The 16,759-nt window shown below is 69.9% G+C and carries 12 protein-coding genes; 6 read left to right on the top strand and 6 right to left on the bottom strand.

The window, feature by feature from the left end:
- Nucleotides 1–77 precede the first annotated feature (77 nt).
- Nucleotides 78–2,441, bottom strand: a complete 2,364-nt coding sequence (locus P0Y48_12915; GenBank protein WEK13345.1) for an excinuclease ABC subunit UvrA — start codon at nt 2,439–2,441, stop codon at nt 78–80.
- Nucleotides 2,442–2,640: 199 nt separating this feature from the next.
- Here P0Y48_12915 and P0Y48_12910 point away from each other — a divergent pair, with 199 nt between their 5' ends.
- The 4 genes from P0Y48_12910 to P0Y48_12895 are packed head-to-tail and all read left to right on the top strand — an operon-like array spanning nt 2,641 to nt 6,099.
- A complete protein-coding gene (locus tag P0Y48_12910; protein ID WEK13344.1) occupies nt 2,641–3,168 on the top strand; it encodes a hypothetical protein in 528 nt (175 codons plus the stop codon).
- A complete protein-coding gene (locus P0Y48_12905; GenBank protein WEK13343.1) occupies nt 3,165–4,283 on the top strand; it encodes a hypothetical protein in 1,119 nt (372 codons plus the stop codon). Before P0Y48_12910 ends, P0Y48_12905 begins: the two co-directional genes overlap by 4 nt.
- Nucleotides 4,280–5,419 carry a hypothetical protein gene (locus tag P0Y48_12900; protein WEK13342.1) on the top strand — a complete coding sequence of 380 codons (1,140 nt, stop codon included), beginning with the start codon at nt 4,280–4,282 and terminating at the stop codon, nt 5,417–5,419. The genes P0Y48_12905 and P0Y48_12900 overlap by 4 nt, the downstream gene beginning before the upstream one ends.
- Nucleotides 5,416–6,099, top strand: coding sequence for an ABC transporter ATP-binding protein (locus P0Y48_12895; GenBank protein ID WEK13341.1), 684 nt, complete (start codon nt 5,416–5,418; stop codon nt 6,097–6,099). Before P0Y48_12900 ends, P0Y48_12895 begins: the two co-directional genes overlap by 4 nt.
- Nucleotides 6,100–6,113: 14 nt before the next feature.
- Here the strand turns inward: P0Y48_12895 and P0Y48_12890 are convergent, their stop codons facing one another.
- On the bottom strand, nt 6,114–6,683 hold the full coding sequence (locus P0Y48_12890) for a DNA-3-methyladenine glycosylase I (protein WEK13340.1): 570 nt from the start codon (nt 6,681–6,683) through the stop codon (nt 6,114–6,116).
- 165 nt (nt 6,684–6,848) lie between these two features.
- On the opposite strand from P0Y48_12890, the gene P0Y48_12885 reads away from it, so the two are divergent.
- Both P0Y48_12885 and P0Y48_12880 read left to right on the top strand, forming a co-directional pair.
- Nucleotides 6,849–8,030 (top strand): hypothetical protein, encoded by a 1,182-nt coding sequence (locus P0Y48_12885; protein ID WEK13339.1) that lies wholly within the window; start codon nt 6,849–6,851, stop codon nt 8,028–8,030.
- The gene (locus P0Y48_12880; protein ID WEK13338.1) at nt 8,018–9,052 is read left to right on the top strand and encodes a hypothetical protein; all 1,035 of its coding nucleotides are present in this window, start codon (nt 8,018–8,020) and stop codon (nt 9,050–9,052) included. The genes P0Y48_12885 and P0Y48_12880 overlap by 13 nt, the downstream gene beginning before the upstream one ends.
- A 209-nt stretch (nt 9,053–9,261) precedes the next feature.
- Here the strand turns inward: P0Y48_12880 and P0Y48_12875 are convergent, their stop codons facing one another.
- The 4 genes from P0Y48_12875 to P0Y48_12860 form a co-directional block, all read right to left on the bottom strand.
- On the bottom strand, nt 9,262–11,376 hold the full coding sequence (locus tag P0Y48_12875) for an acyl-CoA dehydrogenase (GenBank protein WEK13337.1): 2,115 nt from the start codon (nt 11,374–11,376) through the stop codon (nt 9,262–9,264).
- Between the two features lie 209 nt (nt 11,377–11,585).
- Nucleotides 11,586–13,646 carry a DNA helicase RecQ gene (gene recQ / locus P0Y48_12870; GenBank protein WEK13336.1) on the bottom strand — a complete coding sequence of 687 codons (2,061 nt, stop codon included), beginning with the start codon at nt 13,644–13,646 and terminating at the stop codon, nt 11,586–11,588.
- 46 nt (nt 13,647–13,692) lie between these two features.
- Nucleotides 13,693–14,229 (bottom strand): DUF1697 domain-containing protein, encoded by a 537-nt coding sequence (locus tag P0Y48_12865; GenBank protein ID WEK13335.1) that lies wholly within the window; start codon nt 14,227–14,229, stop codon nt 13,693–13,695.
- A 20-nt stretch (nt 14,230–14,249) separates the two neighbouring features.
- On the bottom strand, nt 14,250–16,757 hold the full coding sequence (locus tag P0Y48_12860; protein ID WEK13334.1) for a DUF3516 domain-containing protein: 2,508 nt from the start codon (nt 16,755–16,757) through the stop codon (nt 14,250–14,252).
- Between the last annotated feature and the right edge of the window lie 2 nt (nt 16,758–16,759).

The following is a 16,759-nucleotide window of genomic DNA, read 5'->3' as shown; positions in this document are numbered from 1 at the left end:
TTGTGCAGATCGCCCCCGTGCAGGTCTCCCCCTTGTGCAGATCGCCTCCGTGCGGGCGGGCGGGCCGAGGGATGCCGTCAGCGTCCGACGTAGGCGGCGAGATGCTGAGCGGTGAGCGTCGATCCGTCAGCCACGAGATCCGCGGGAGTGCCCTGGAAGACGACCGTCCCGCCGTCGTGTCCCGCGCCGGGGCCGATGTCGAGGATCCAGTCGGCGTGAGCCATGACCGCCTGATGGTGCTCGATGACGATGACCGAGTTGCCGGCATCCACGAGCCGATCGAGGAGTCCCAGCAGGTTGTCGACGTCGGCGAGATGCAGACCCGTCGTGGGCTCGTCGAGCACGTAGATCGCGCCCTTCTTCGCCATCGAGATCGCGAGCTTGAGGCGCTGCCGTTCGCCACCCGAGAGAGTGTTGAGCGCCTGCCCGAGGGTGATGTACCCGAGGCCGACGCCGACCATGCGCGCGAGCGTCGCGTTGGCGGGCCCCTTCGGGAGGAACTCCGCCGCCTCCGACGCCGACATCGCGAGCACCTCGGCGATGTTCTTGCCGTCGAGCGTGTACTCGAGCACGTCGTCGCTGAATCCCGAACCCCCGCACAGCTCGCACCGCGTCTCGACGCTCTGCGTGAACCCGAGATTCGTGATGATGACACCGAGCCCCTTGCACGCGGGGCACGCCCCTTCGGAGTTCGCGCTGAACAACCCGGGCTTGACGCCGTTGGCCTTCGCGAAGGCGGTGCGCACGGCATCCAGGATGCCGGTGTACGTCGCGGGACTGCTGCGGCGCGACCCCTTGATGGGCGCCTGATCGACGACAACCACGTCGTCGAACGACGGCACGTTGCCGTGGATGAGAGAGGACTTGCCGGAGCCTGCGACGCCCGTCACGACCGTCAGGATGCCGAGGGGGATGTCGACGTCGACGTTCTTCAGGTTGTGCTGCGTCGCCCCGCGGATCTCGAGGTGGGACGTCGCCGTGCGGGTGGTCGGCTTGAGCGCGGCACGATGGTCGAGATGACGGCCCGTGAGGGTGTCGGAGGCGCGGAGGCCTGCGACGTCTCCTTCGAACATGATGCGCCCGCCGTGGCGGCCCGCGCCGGGTCCGAGGTCGACGACGTGGTCGGCGATCGCGATCACTTCCGGTTTGTGCTCGACGACGAGCACCGTGTTGCCCTTGTCGCGAAGGTGCCCGAGGAGGGCGTTCATCCGCTGGATGTCGTGGGGGTGGAGGCCCGCGGTGGGTTCGTCGAAGACGTACGTGACGTCGGTGAGGCTCGACCCGAGGTGGCGGATCATCTTGGTGCGCTGCGCCTCGCCGCCCGAGAGCGTGCCGCTGGACCGGTCGAGCGAGAGGTACCCGAGACCGATGTCGATGAACGACGCGATCGTCTGGCGCAGCCCCGCCATGAGCGGTGCCACCTCCGGTTCGTCGATCGTCGAGAGCCACTCCGCGAGGTCGGTGATCTGCATCGCCGCGACCTCGGCGATGTTGCGTCCGCGGATCTTCGAGGAGCGCGCACCCTCGTTGAGCCGCGTGCCGCCGCAGTCGGGGCAGGGCAGGAACTTCACGGCGCGATCGACGAAGGCGCGGACGTGCGGCTGGAGCGACTCCCGATCCTTCTGGAGCATGGATTTCGTGATCTTGGGGATGAGCCCCTCGTAGGTCATGTTGGTGTTCGCGACGCGGACCTTCGTCTGGTCTCGGTAGAGGAAGTCGTGGAGCTCCTGCTCCGAGTAGTCGGCGATCGGCTTGTCGCCGTCGAGGAAGCCCGACTCGGCGTAGATGCGCACCATCCAGCCGTCGGCGCTGTAGCCCGGCACCCGGATCGCGCCGCCGTTGAGGGAGAGAGCGCGATCGACGACCTCGTCGACGTCGACATCGCTCGTCTCGCCGAGACCCTCGCAGCGCGGACACATGCCGCCCGTGATCTCGAACGATCGCCGCTCCTTCTTCCCCTTGTCCTTGCCGACCGCAATCGTGACGGCCCCCGCGCCCGACACCGAGGGCACATTGAACGAGAACGCCTGCGGCGAGCCGACGTGCGGTTGACCGAGGCGGCTGAACAGGAGGCGGAGCATGGCGTGCACGTCGGTGGCGGTGCCGACCGTGGACCGCGCATTCGCGCCCATGCGCTCCTGATCGACGATGATCGCGGGGCTCACGTTCTCCAGCGCGTCAACTTCGGGGCGGCTGAGCTGCCCCATGAACTGCTGGACGAACGTGGGGTACGTCTCGTTGATGAGGCGCTGGGATTCGTTGGCGATCGTGCCGAACACGAGCGACGACTTGCCCGACCCGCTCACCCCCGTGAAGACGGTGAGCCGCCGCTTGGGGATCTCGACGTCGATCCCCTGGAGGTTGTTCTCCCGAGCTCCGACGACGCGGATGCGGTCGTGACCGTCGGCGGGGTGGGATGCCGGTTGCGTGTTGTCGACCATGAGAGCCCCTCTTCGATGTGATGCGACGCTACAGGCTGCCGCCGACGCCCGCCGCGCATCCTCCGCGAGTGAATGCCTCCCCACGGAGCCGCGCAGGCGAGTTATCCACAGCACCCCGATTTCCCCGCAGCGACACCGGTGTCATGTCTACGCTGGCATGAAACACCACGCCTGTATGCACACCCTTAAAGGAGACATCGTGATCGCTCGTCGTCGAAACCGCGGCCGCATGGCCACCTACTCCGCCCTCGCGGGACTCGCTCTGGCGATCGGCGTCGCTGTGCCCGCCCAGGCGGCGACATCTGTCCAGATCGCCGGCGACTCTGCCTTCCAGATCACTGCGGTGGCGAGAACCAGTGACACGAGTCTGAACAAGAGGGAGCGGCTGCACGCGCGCGCCATCCTCAAGTACGAGGCGAGTCTTCTCGGCATCCCTCTGCCCGCCACCGCGCGGTACATGAACTCGATTCCGCTGACGTTCGATACACCGCGTCTGGACGAATGGAACGCGTCACTGGCATCGAAGCTGTACTCCTCCCGCTACGACAAGTGGCTGGGCACCCGCCAGTGGATCGTGTCGGGGAGCGAGAACTTCCGCGGTTCCAAGCGTGTCAGCGTCAAGGGAAGTGCCATCGCCGAGGCCCGTGGCGCGCGCTACTTCCACGGCGGCTCCGGAGTCGACCACTGGATGGACGCGAACGCCGCCCTCCGCATCACCGTCAGGTGACTCGCATTACTCCGGATGCCGTGCGCGTCGTCCGCGCCGAGCTGCTGAGGCTGGCGGTCGTCTTCGCGGCGGCGGCCGGTCTCAGCCTCACCCTCGGGATGATGTTCCCCGTTCAGTTCGCCCTCGATACCGGCGGCTACCGCGATACGGCCGCACGCTCGCACGCACCCATCGAGGCCGTGGCAGATGCGGAGCATCACCTGGCGACGCAGCTTCCCGGCGAGCGCTCGATGATGATCTCCGAGTTCGCGACCGACGCCGCGGCACACGGCGACCGCTTCGGGCCCGTCTCCCTCTGGGTACTCCTGGGCTCGCACCCCGATCCGGAGTTGACACTCATGCCCGACGCGACCCGGGTCGCGGGGGCGGCGCGAGAGCCCGGCGACCTCGGCGACTGGGCGGACATCTCCGCCGACCTGGCTGCCGCACTGGCGGTGGGCCCGGGGGACGACATCTCGATCGGCCTCACCCCGACGACCGATGTCACGCTCCGCGTGCGGGGAATCTACGCCGTGCGCGAGGCCGGTTATGCCGGGGCCGCCATCCTTCCCGTGGATGCCATCGAGCGGCACGCGCCACACGTCGAGACCGCGCCGACGTCGCTCGTCACCACCGCATCACCCGACAGGGTGCGCGAGATGCTCACCGGGTCACCGTGGCGGGAGGCGCTTCTGGCCATCGGATACCCCGAGCCGTTCGCCGTGTCCGACGTCGGCGATCTGCTGACGACCCGGGAGGGCGAGTCGTTCATCGACCTCTCGCTCGTGCTCACGTTGAGCGGCATCGCGGTCGCCGCGCTGCTGGCCATCGTCGTCGGCGAGACCATCGCGCTCGTCCGCACTTTCCGCGACCGGGCGGAGATCCTCGTCGAACTGGGCGCGCCGCCGGCCGGCATCTACCGAACCCTGCTCCTGGGACTGGCCGCGACCACCGCCCTGGGAGTCGGTGCCGGTGCGGCCGTGGGAACACTCGCCTACGCTCCGGGATTCGCCGGGCCGGCGCTCCCTCCCTCGGTGTCCGCCGTATGGTGGCTCGCCGCGGTGGCCTGTGTAGCAGCCGGTACCGGGACGGCTGTCGTGGCGACGCGGATACAACGAAAGAAGGTCCTCGCATGACTCAGCGCTTCACCACCGCGCGCGTGCAGGTGCGCCACCTCACCGCCGCACCGCTCCTCATCGACATGATCACGATGGTCGCCGTCGGGATGCTGACGATGTTCGTGTTGCTGCTCGCCAGCTTTCAGATCTTCGATGCCCTGCACTTCGAAAGCGGGCTGCGCTATGAGACGCGCGACGACGTCGCCGATCGCCCCGCCCGCGGCGACGGAGTGTCGGTGACGGTGACCGAGGGCGTGCAACTCATGTCAGCCGCACGATTCGACGACCCGGAGCGTGAACCCGGGGACTTCACGGATGCCGTCGAACCGACCGTGTGGAGCCACGGGGACACCTCACCCCCGCGGTGGAGCGCCCTTCTCGCCGGGGTGATGGTCACGGGATCGCCCCAGGCGGGACGGGTCCTGATCGACGAAGCGACCGCCGTCGCACTCGATGTCACCCCCGGCGAGTCGGTCGTGCTCACGACGTGGGACGGCGAGCGGTGCCGCCTCTCCGTGAGCGGAGTGACGCGGACGTTCCGCGAGATCGGCGGTTCGGTGCACGGCGGCCTTCTGATCGCGCCGGTCGACGCCTGCGCCGACGGCGTGGTCACATGGTCGGAGGAACCGGCGCGCTTCCTGCATTTCGACGCGGCATCGCCGTCACCAGCCGCACAGACGTGGTTCGAGCGGATGCGAGACGTCCTCGTCAGCGCGAGGAGCGTGCAGGTGTCCGGACTGCTGCCGGCGATCCTCGTGATCGGCCTGGGGCTGTGGGCGCTCGTCAGTCTCCGCGCCGTCCGTCGCGTGCGCACCGTGCTCGCCGTCCCCGGCGACCTCCTGATGGACCTCAGCTCACGGGCTGCGCGGGTGCGCGCCACGCCGCTCGCGATCGGGAGCGCGCTCGTCACGGTCGCTGCGTTCATCGCCGCGTGGGCCGCCGGAGCCGCCCTGTGGCGGGTCGCTGGGTTCTTCACCCAGCGGGCTCACGGGGTCGCCGTGGCCTGCCTCTTCGCCGCCGCGACGGTGCTCGTGCTGCTCCTCGTCGAAGGGCGGGCACGTCGGGCCGACGCACGCCGCCCCGTGGCATCCAAGATCGGCCGCACCCCCTCCGCCGCCCCGATTCCGCCCTCGCCTCAGAAGGAAGACACATGACCTCGGCCTCCGACCCGACCGCCCCCGACGACCCGATCCTGCGCTTCGACGACGTCCACTACTCCTACCCGAAGCGCCGGAAGGAGATCGTGCACGTGCTGCGCGGACTGAGCGTCGACGTCGCGGCGGGCGAGCGCGTCGCACTGATCGGCCGCTCAGGGTCGGGGAAGTCGACCGTCCTGAATCTCGCATCCGGTCGACTGGTGACGCCCGTCGGCACCGTCACCGCCGTCGGTCAGGACCTCGCTACCCTCACGGCAGACGAACGGGCCCGTCTTCGACTGCAGCATGTCGCACACGTTCATCAGGACTTCCGGCTGATGCCGCGATACTCCGCCCTCGAGAACGTCGAACTCCCCCTGCGCCTCCAAGGGATTGCGCCCGCGGTCGCACGCGAGCGCGCCCGCGAGGCGCTCGAACGCGTGGGGCTGGGCCACCGGGTAGGACACCGACCGAAGCAACTCTCCGGCGGGGAGCAGCAACGCGTCGCCATCGCCCGCGCCGTCGTCCGTAAACCGACCCTTCTCCTCGCCGACGAACCGACCGGCGCGCTCGACGTCGAACTCCGCGACGAGATCCTCCAGCTGCTGTTCACGCTCTGCGCCGCATCGGCGATCGTGCTCGTCACGCACGATCCCGCTGTCGCGGATGCCGCCGATCGCACCGTCCGGCTCAGCTGAGCAGGGTGAGCGCGTCAGACGGCCCGGTGACAACCCACGACGTGATCGTCGACCATTCCCGCCGACTGCATCAGGGCATACATCGTCGTCGAGCCGACGAAACGGAAACCCGCCTTCCGCAGCGCTTTCGACAGGGCATCGGATGCCGGTGTCGTCGCCGGCACCTCCGCGAAGCTCTTCGGCCGCACGTGAGAGTCGGGGGCGAATGACCACATCAACGCGTCGAGCTCACCCGGTGCCATCGCGAGCGCGAGGCGCGCATTGGAGATGGTCGCCTCGATCTTGGCGCGGTTGCGGATGATGCCGGCATCCTGCATCAGACGCTCCACGTCGTCCGCCGTGAAGTCGGCGATCGCGGCGGGATCGAACCCGGCGAACACCTCACGGAACCGCGGCCGCTTGCGGAGGATCGTGATCCAGCTGAGGCCCGCCTGGAACCCCTCGAGGCTCATCTTCTCGAACAGTGCGCGATCGCCGTGGAGAGGCCGACCCCACTCCTCGTCGTGGTAGCGCCGATACTCGGCGTCACCCACCCACGCGCAGCGGTCGATGCCATCGGGGCCGGTTCGGATGTCGAGCGTCACCCGGTCAGAGTAGCGACCCGTCCCGACAGCGCGACCGCCCCGCCCGACCCCACCGTGCCCGACCCACCCCAGCCCACGAGGCCTATCGTGCAGATTCGGGCGGGTTTATAGTGACGCCATGCACCCGCTGTCCCGATTTCCGCGGGACTGACCTCGGCGTCGTCGATGAAGACGAACACGCCGTCCAGCCCCGACGTCGACCGTCGCCTTGGAATGATGGTCGCCGCTGGCACGCCGTTCATCATCCTCGGACTCGTCGGCCCCAGCGCCGCGGCGCAGGTCGGCCATTTCGACACGTGGTGGGAGGTTCTCGCGCGCATCCCCGTCGTCGCCACGGTCGCCCTGGCTCTCTTCGGGTGGTTTCTGCCGGTCACGGCCGCCCGACCGTTCTGGATCGGCATCCCGGCCGCGACGGTCCTCGCGCAGCTCCTGTCGTTCGCCGCCTACGCCGGCCCGACTCCGCCCGTATCCCCCTGGATCTGGACCCTCGAACCGGCCACCGCGGCCTACCTTGCCGTCGCCCTGCGACCGATTGCGGCCATGGGTGCGACGGTCTTCTCCGCGGTCTGCGTCGCCTTGTCGGCGTGGGTGTTTCTCGGCTACGTGCCCACCGACGTCGCCGCCGACACCCCCCTGCAACTGGCGAACGTCCTCTTCTGCGCACTGTTCATCGCGATGCGCGGGCGCTTGCGCCAGCTTCACGACAGCGAGCTCTCCGCCCGCATGGCCGAGGAGCGAAACGCGCGAGCCGCCGCGCTGTCGCGCGAGCGCGCCACGTTCACCGAACTGGTGCACGACGAGGTGCTGTCCGTGCTGAGCGCGGCGCTGCTGTTCCGCGGGCAGACGCCGGCGGAACTACGGAGCGAAGCGCGTTACGCCCTGACAGCGATCGGCGCCGCGCCCGACGGCGCGGCGGATACCGGCCCCCACGCTGTCGGCGGCGGCGGACTTGTCACGTCCCGCGACGCCGCCCACCTCATCACCGAGCGCCTGCACCGCACGATGCCTGATCTGCCGCTCCACGTGAGCATCGCCAGCCCCGATACATCGCCCGCGTTCCCCCACGCCGTGATCGCGGCGCTCTCGGATGCCGGCGCCGAAGCGGTGCGCAATGCGAAGCGGCACTCCGGCAGCGAGCACATCCGCGCAGCCCTGTGGATCGCGGCGTCGACCGTGACCCTGACGATCGCGGACGACGGGCGCGGATTCGACCCGAGTGTCGCCGCGCAGGGCAGGTTCGGCCTCGCCCAGAGCATCACGGGGCGGATGCTCCGCGTGGGCGGGACCGCAGCCATCCGGTCGGCGCCGGGCGAGGGAACGGCGGTGGTGCTGACATGGACACCGTAGCCACCGCGCGCGGCACCGGCACCGCGGGGCTGTCCACCCCCGCGGGCCGCGCGGTCATGATCTTCGTGTGGCTCTGCGGCGTGGCCAACGGCATCCTGCTGGGCTACCTGCCTACCGGCGAGCCGCTCCTCGCCCTCGGCTACGCGCTGGCCCTGCCGGGGGCGCTCGCACTGACGACGCAGCGGGACCGGCCGTTGCGTCCGCTCGGCGCCGGCTTCGTCCTCGCCTGCGGGTTGACCATGACGGGCGTCGCCCTCGCGAGCGTCGACGAGGCGCAGCGGCTGTGGCTCGTCGACTTCGCCGCCTACCTGATGGCGTTGCTCTTCCCCCGCTCCAACTCCGGGTTCGCCGCGATGGGCTGGGTGCTGCAGTTCGGGGGCGTGCTCCTGTGGATCGCGCTGACCGGGCAGACGCTCGCGGGTGCCGTCCTCCTCCTCGGGATGCCACTGGCCGCCTACCTGGCTGCGGCGATGTGGCGGGTGCTGCTGGCGCGATTCGTCTCGCTCGAACTCCAGCACCGGTCCGAGGAGGCCGAGAGCCGTCGCCAGGCCCTCGCCTCGGAGGACGCCATCCGCGAGTATCAGGCGCAATTGGAGATCGTGAAGGAGGAGACGACCGGCATCCTCACCCGCATCGCCGCGGGCGCACCCATCGACGACACGCTGCGCAGCGACGTGGTAGCCGTCGAGGGGCGGATACGCGACCGCCTCCGGTCTCCCGAACTGCAGCATCCCGAGCTGGTCCGCGTCGTCGAGGCGGCCCGTCGACGGGGTGTGCGAGGAGCGGTGCTGGCCGAGGCATCGACGCAGATGCAGCGTTCGCTCACCGACGCCGCGGCGCATCAGCTTGCCGAGACGGTCGACCGTCTCGACGCGGGGAGCTTCGTCATCGCCGTCGGGGCGGGCGATCCCGCGGCGGGGGCGTCGCAGGGTGTCTCGATCGTGACGCACACGCCGTCAGGGTCGACACGACTCGACGTGCCCGAAGGCATCGTCGTTCGCGACATCCCCACCGAGACCTGAACCGATCGGTCGCGGGCGGGAGAGCGGGGAGAGAGGTGGGGGGCCGCCCACCCGAGACGGCCCCCCGTGAAGGCGGCCGCCGACGCCTCGAAGCCGAAACGGGCGTGGCAGTGCACTGCCTTCAGGAGGGAAGAGTTCGGGTCACCGTCGCCACGGACATGAACCCGGCCATCGTTACCGTTTCGTGATGAATTCGGCCGGAGCGCGCGTCAGGACGACGTCTTCTTCTTGAGCGACTTCTCCGATACCGGAGCCGCCCCGGATGCCGCGAGGTCGGCATAGTACGTCCGCGCCTCGTCCTGCCGCTCCTGCTCGGCGCCCGAGGCGATCGGAGCACGCACGTGCTCGGGTGCGAAGCCGAAGGCATCGACGAGGTCCTGCGCGTGCGGCCGGAGCCGCAGGCAGAGCCGATCGATGTAGCGCGTCACTGCCGCCGCACGCTGCGTGGAGAGGCGACCGTTGATCAGGTGCCATGCGAGGTGCTTCTCGACGAGGCTCAGGCCGAAGAGGTCGCGCAGCCACGTGAGCACCTGACGGGTGCCCTCATCCTCGATCCGGGTGACGCCGTCGCTGAACGCCTCCCACTGCAGAAGCTCGCCGTGCGCACGGGCGGCCTCGATGAGCTCCGCCTGATTCGCGTTGAACATGGCGGCAGCCTCGGACGGAGTGGCCTTGGATGCCGGACGCAGACGCGCCGCGATGTCCGAGATCATCTGCTCCACTCGGCCGGCGAGCAACTCGTGCTGCTGATCGGCGCGGAGCCCGAGTTCCACCGACCGCGCGGTGGAACCGAAATCGGCGACCGCCTGACCCAGTTGCCGGAGCCCGGCGCCGTGGAACACCTTCCCGGCCGCCTGCCGCGCCGCGAACCCCGCCAGCTTCGCGGCATCCGCGCCTCGGAACTGCCGGGCGTAGTCGGAGAGGAGACGCTTGCCGACCAGTTGGAGGAGAACGTTGTTGTCGCCCTCGAACGTGACGTACACGTCGAGATCGTGGTGCAGCCCGACGAGACGGTTCTCGGCGAGGAAGCCCGCGCCGCCGCTGGCCTCGCGGCATTCCTGGATCGTGTCGAGCGCGTTCCACGTAGAGAGCGGCTTGAGGGCCGCGGCGAGCGTCTCGAGGTCCTCGCGCTCCTCCGGAGTGTCGGACGTGCCGCCGAAGACGCCGTCGAACTTGCGCAGCAGTTCGTCGTTGGCGAAGAACTGCGCGTAGACCTGCGCGAGGCGCGGGATCAGGCGACGCTGGTGCTTGCCGTAGTCCAGGAGCACCACCTCGTCCGACCCGGAGCCGGAGTCGAACTGGCGCCGCTGATTGGCGTAGGTCAGGGCGATGTGGAGGGCCAGTGCCGTTCCGGTGGTGGCGGCCCCATCGAGGGACACCCGCCCCTGCACGAGCGCGCCGAGCATGGTGAAGAAGCGGCGGCCGGGGGTGGCGATGTCGCTGGAGTAGGTGCCATCGGGGGCCACGTCGCCGTAGCGGTTGAGGAGGTTCTCGCGCGGAACCCGGACATGGTCGAAGTGCAGTCGACCGTTGTCGATGCCGTTCAGGCCGCCCTTGACGCCGTCGTCCTCACCGCCGACCCCGGGCAGGAAGGCACCCGACTCGTCGCGCAGCGGCACGAAGAAGCAGTGCACGCCGTAGTTGACCCCGCCGGTGATGAGCTGCGCGAACACCGTCGCCGCCTTGCCGTGGAGCGCCGCGTTGCCCAGATAGTCCTTCCACGCACCGCGGAACGGCGTGTGGATGACGAACTCCTCGGCATCCGGGTCGTACGTCGCCGTCGTGCCGATGGCGGCGACGTCGGAGCCGTGCCCCGTCTCGGTCATCGCGAACGCGCCCGGGAGGTCGAGCGTGATGACGTCGCGGAGCCAGCGATCGTGGTGCGTCTTCGTGCCGAGCTGGTAGATGGCAGAACCGAACAGACCCCACTGCACGCCGGACTTGATCTGCAGGCTCGGGTCGGCCAAGACGAGCTCCATGAAGCCGGCGAGGTTGGCGCCGTTGTCGTTCAGCCCGCCGTACTCCTCGGGGAAGGCGCGGCGAGAGCCGTCGTTCTCGACCAGCAGATGCAGCTGCGACAGCACGCGCTCCCGGTGATCGGCCATCGGCTGGCCCTCGATCTTCCAGAACACGGGGTTCTTGATCATCTCGCGGGCGCTGCGGCGCGTGTCCGCCCAGGTTCCGAGGAGCGCGTCGGTGACGGCGGCGACGTCGATGCGTGGTTCGTGCGCCTCCTCCGCGGAGTGGGCGGCCGTGGGTGCACCCCCGGCGGGCGTGCGCCGGCTGGTGGCGGGCTTGGTGGGACGGACGGCGGCGTCGGTCATCGCGTACCTCTCGGGCGTCGACGGACAGAAAAGGTCACTATCGACGGTAGGAGTGCCACAACGGCCCGCCAAGACGGTTGGACGCCTCCCACAAGCGAGCCCCGGTGGTCGCCATCCTCGCCTGTGTGAAACCCACACCCGTCACACGTGACACTCAGTTTCATGGCCAACGGGGGAGAGTCGCGGCGGCGAGGCGAGATGGTCGCGCGTCAGGAGGTGGCCGCGATGACGGCGAGCACGGCGTCGCCGTAGGCTTCGCGCTTCTTCGCGCCGATGCCGGTGATGCCGGAGAGGTCGTCGCTCGTGCGCGGTCGCTTGTCGGCGAGGGCGCGCAGGGTCGCATCGCCGAACACGATGTACGCGGGCACGCCCTGCTCCCGCGCCTGCTCGGCACGCCACGTGCGGAGCGCCTCGAACAGGTCGCGATCGCCCGCCGCGACGCCCTCGGGAGCACTCGACTTCCGTGCGCGCGACGGCGCCGCGCGCCCGAGCACGTCGCGTCGCAACGGCACCGACTGCTCGCCGCGGAGCACCCCTCCGGCATCCGGACCGGGCGCGAGCGTGCCGTACTCTCCCTGGGCGGCGAGGATGCCACGGGCCAGCAGTTGACGGACGACCGAACGCCAGTCCTGGTCGGAGAGGTCGGACCCGATGCCGTAGGTCGCCAGCCGGTCGTGGCCCTGCTGCACGATGCGCTCGGTGGACGCGCCGCGCAGGATGTCGATCAGGTGACCCGCACCGAACGCCTGGCCGCGCTCCCGCTGCAGCCGGACGATCGTCGACAGCAGCTTCTGCGCCGGCACGAGGCCCTCCCACGTGTCGGGCGCGTCGAGGCAGGTGTCGCAGTTGCCGCAGGGGCCGGACTCCTGTCCGAAGTAGCCGAGCAGGTTCTGCCGCCGGCACGTCACCGTCTCGCAGAGGGCCAGCATCGCGTCGAGGTGCTGACCGAGCCGCATCTTGAACGCGCGGTCTCCGGGCGACTGATCGATGAGGCGACGCTGCTGCACGACATCGCCCAGGCCGTACGCCATCCACGCGATCGCCGGTTCGCCGTCGCGACCGGCGCGCCCGGTCTCCTGGTAGTACCCCTCGACCGACTTCGGCAGGTCGATGTGCGCGACGAACCGCACGTCGGGTTTGTCGATGCCCATCCCGAACGCGATCGTCGCCACCATGACGACGCCGTCGTCGCGGAGGAAGCGCGACTGGTTCGCGGCCCGCACCTCGGCGGGAAGACCCGCGTGGTACGGAAGGGCATCGACGCCCTGCCCGCGCAGGTACTCGGCGGTCTGCTCCACCGACTTGCGGCTGAGCGCGTAGACGATGCCGGCACCGGCACTGCCGTCGCCGTCGCCGTCGAACCGGCGGATGAACTGCACCAGCTGACGACGCGGATCGACCTTCGGCTCGATGCGGTACTGGATGTTCGGGCGGTCGAAGCTCGCCACGAAGTGCTGCGCGGTCGACAGCGACAGCCGCTCGGTGAGTTCAGCGTGCGTCGCCTTGGTCGCCGTGGCCGTGAGCGCCATGCGCGGCACACCGGGGAAGCGCTCCCCGAGGTCGCCGAGCGCGAGATAGTCGGGGCGGAAGTCGTGACCCCACTGACTCACACAGTGCGCCTCGTCGATGGCGATAACGCTCAGTCGGCCGCGCTGCAGGAGCGCGGTGGTGGCGGGCACGCTGAGCCGCTCGGGGGCGACATAGAGCAGGTCGAGTTCGCCGTCGAGGAAAGCCCGCTCGACACCCGCGCGCTCCCCCGCGGACTGCGTGGAGTTGAGGTAGGCGGCTCGCACGCCGTTCGCGATGAGGGCGTCGACCTGGTCGTGCATGAGCGCGATGAGGGGGCTCACGACGAGCCCCGTGCCCGGACGCACGAGCGCGGGCACCTGATACGTGACGGACTTGCCGCCGCCCGTCGGCATGAGGACGACGGCATCCCCTCCGCCGATCACCTGCGCGACGATCGCGGCCTGATCGCCGCGGAAGTCGTCGTAGCCGAAGACCTCCTTGAGCACGGCGCGCGCGTCGGCGCCGGTGTGATCGCGGCGCTCCAGTGAGAGCACGGATGCCGGTTCCGGCGCGACCGCCGGTCGTGACGGCGCGGTGGCGGCAGCGGGGCGGCCCCCCGACCGCGTCGCGCGCGCGAGAGCGCCCGCGTAGCCGTCGAACTCCGGCGGCGGCGGAGCGTCGGGATCGGGCGGCGGGGCGTAGTCGTCGGGATCCCACACGAGGTCGGCGTAGGGGTCGATGTTCCCGCCGGCGTCACTCACCCGATCCACGATAGCCGCGGCATCCGACAGCCGGCGCCCGCTCTCCTCAGCACCACTTCTCGGCGAGCGTGCGCACGACCGTGGCCGCGCGGTTCGTCGCGACCCCGAGATGCACGGCGGCGCGGAGCGGATCGACCGTACCGTCCTGGTAGCCGGGCCGCAGGAGCGCATGCGCGGCCCGCCCGCGGACCACCATCTCCCCCTTGTCGGAGGCGGTCGCCGCGACGGCCTCGAGCGCGTCGCCGTCGAGCTCCTCCTTCAGGAGGTACACGTAGTGCCGCGCGAGCCCGGGGTGGGCCGCATCGAGCTCCGCGACGTCTTGCGCGATCGCCGTGAACTCCGCCGCGGAGAAGACGACCGTCGGCACCTCGAACGCCCGGTCGGCGGCGAAGGCCCGCTCCAGCAGCGCCTCGATCTTGGCCCGTGAGCGCATGCGCGACTCCAGCCGTACGTTGCCGGTGTTGATGTGCGTCTCGACGCCCTCGAACCCCGCCTCGCCGACCACCCGCTGGATGTCGCCCTTGGGGAACACCCGCTTCGATCCGAGATTGATCGCGCGCAAGAAGGCGAGGTAGGTGGTCATCGCCCCATTGTGGCGGGCGGTCACCCCAGGCGCAGCACCTCCACGACGCGCACGACCGCCGTCCCCTCCTCCACGGATGCCGCGAGGTCGACCTCCGCCCGGATACGCCAGTCGTGGTGCCCCTCGGGGTCGTCGATCGTCTGCTCGACCCGCCAGACGTCGGACTCCTCGTCGATCGTGAGCAGCGCCGGCGACCGCGCCGGACCGCCGGTGAGGATCTCGTCGTGCTCGTCGTAGTAGCGGTCGAGCACCGCGGGCCACCCGGCATCCGGATCGAGCGCGGTGAGCGCATCGTCGTCCTGCAGAGCGGCCAGCTGCACCCGCCGGAACAGCTCGTTGCGCACGAGCACCGTGAACGCCCGCCGGTTCGTGAGCACCGACGGGGGCGCCGGCGGCACGACCGGTTCGTCGCCCCCGGCATCCGTCGGGTGGACGAGACTGTTCCACTCGTCGACCAGGCTCGAATCGACCTGGCGCACGAGTTCGCCGAGCCACTCGATGATGTCGAGCAGCTCGTCGGTGCGCGCCTCAGCGGGCACCGTCTGGCGGATCGCGCGGAACGCGTCACTCAGGTACCGCAGGACCAGGCCCTCGCTGCGGCCGAGCTGATAGAACGAGACATATTCCCCGAACGACATGGCCCGTTCGAACATGTCCCGCACGACCGATTTCGGGCTCAGCGCGAAGTCCTGCACCCACGGCTGGCTCGCCGCGAAGGTGTCGAACGCCTGCGAGAGGAGATCGGCCAGGGGCTTCGGCCACGTGACCTCCTCGAGCAGCGCCATGCGCTCCTCGTACTCGACGCCGTCGCGCTTCATCGCGGCCACCGCCTCGCCGCGCGCACGGTACTCCTGCTGACCGAGGATCGCCCGCGGGTCGTCCAGGGTCGCCTCGATGACGCTCACGACGTCGAGCGCGTAGTGTCCCGTCCCGATCCCGTCGGCCTCCGCCGCCGGATCGAGCAGCTCGATCGCGGCGAGCGCGAACGGCGACAACGGCTGGTTCAGCGCGAAGTTCGGCTGCAGATCGACGGTGAGCCGGATGCCGTCGTCGTCGGCGACCACGATGCCGGCGACGACGAGCGTGCGGAAGATCGCGATCGCCCGGCGCGCCAGCTCATACCGGCGCGCACGCGACTGGTGGTTGTCGAACACGAGGGCGCGGACGTTCGCGAACACGTCGCCGCCGCGGCCGATGACGTTGATGAGCATCGCCGCCGTGAGCTGGAGCTGCGGCTCGAGCGGTTCCGGCTGCGCGTCGACGAGGCGCTCGAACGACCCCTCACCCCATGTGACGACACCCGTCGGCGCCTTCTTCCGCACGATCTTCTTCCGCTTGGCGGCATCGTCGCCCGCCTTGGCGAGCGCCACCGCGTTCTCGATCTCCCACTCGGGCGCCATCGCGATCACGTTGCCGTACGGGTCGTACCCCGCGCGCCCTGCCCGCCCGGAGACCTGGTGGAACTCGCGCGCCGTCAGCTGCCGCATCTTCGTGCCGTCGAACTTCGACAGCGCCGTGAGCACGACGGTGCGGATCGGCACGTTGATACCGACTCCGAGCGTGTCGGTGCCGCAGATGACCCGCAGCAGACCCTTCTGGGCGAGCGTCTCCACGAGGCGGCGATACCGGGGGAGCATGCCGGCGTGATGGATGCCGATGCCCGCCCGGACCAGTCGCGACAGCGTCTTGCCGAACCCCGTCGTGAAGCGGAATCCGCCGATCTCGGCGGCGATGGCATCCCGCTGCGAACGCGTCGTGATCTGCGCGCTCGTGAGCGCCTGCGCGCGCTCCAGAGCCGCCGCCTGCGAGAAGTGGACGATGTAGACGGGCGCCTCGCCGTTCTCCAGCAGCCCCTCCAGCACGTCGTGCACGGGGCGTCGCTCGTAGGAGAAGTGGAGCGGCACGGGCCGTTCCACCCCGGTCACGACGGCGGTCTCCCGGCCGGTGCGGCGGGCGAGGTCGTCGGCGATCGGCGTGACGTCGCCGAGCGTCGCCGACATGAGCAGGAACTGCGCGCGGGGAAGCATCAGGAGCGGCACCTGCCACGCCCACCCCCGGTCGGGGTCGCCGTAGAAGTGGAACTCGTCCATGACGACCTGATCGACGGGGGCGTCGGCCCCCATCCGCAGCGCGATGTTCGCGAGGATCTCCGCCGTGCAGCAGACGATCGGCGCCTCGGGATTGACAGCGGAGTCGCCCGTGACCATGCCGACGTTCTCCGCGCCGAAGATCTCCACGAGCGCGAAGAACTTCTCGCTCACGAGGGCCTTGATCGGCGCCGTGTAATAGGTGCGTCCGCCCGCGGCGAGGCAGGTCGCGTGCGCCGCGACCGCGACGAGCGACTTCCCCGTGCCGGTGGGAGTGGCGAGGATCACGTTCGCGCCGGAGACGAGCTCGATGATCGCCTCGTCCTGCGCGGGATAGAGGGTGAGACCGCGGCTCTCCGACCAGGCGACGAACGCGTCGTACACGGCATCCGTCGGCGCTCCGGCCGGGATGCGGTCCATCAGCCGCGTCGCGTCGTCCATCC

The sequence above is a fragment of the Candidatus Microbacterium phytovorans genome (assembly GCA_029202445.1).
GTDB classification, from domain to species: Bacteria; Actinomycetota; Actinomycetes; order Actinomycetales; family Microbacteriaceae; genus Microbacterium; species Microbacterium phytovorans.
The sequence above is the reverse complement of the archived record's forward strand: the minus strand, read 5'-3'. Positions and strand labels throughout refer to the sequence as shown.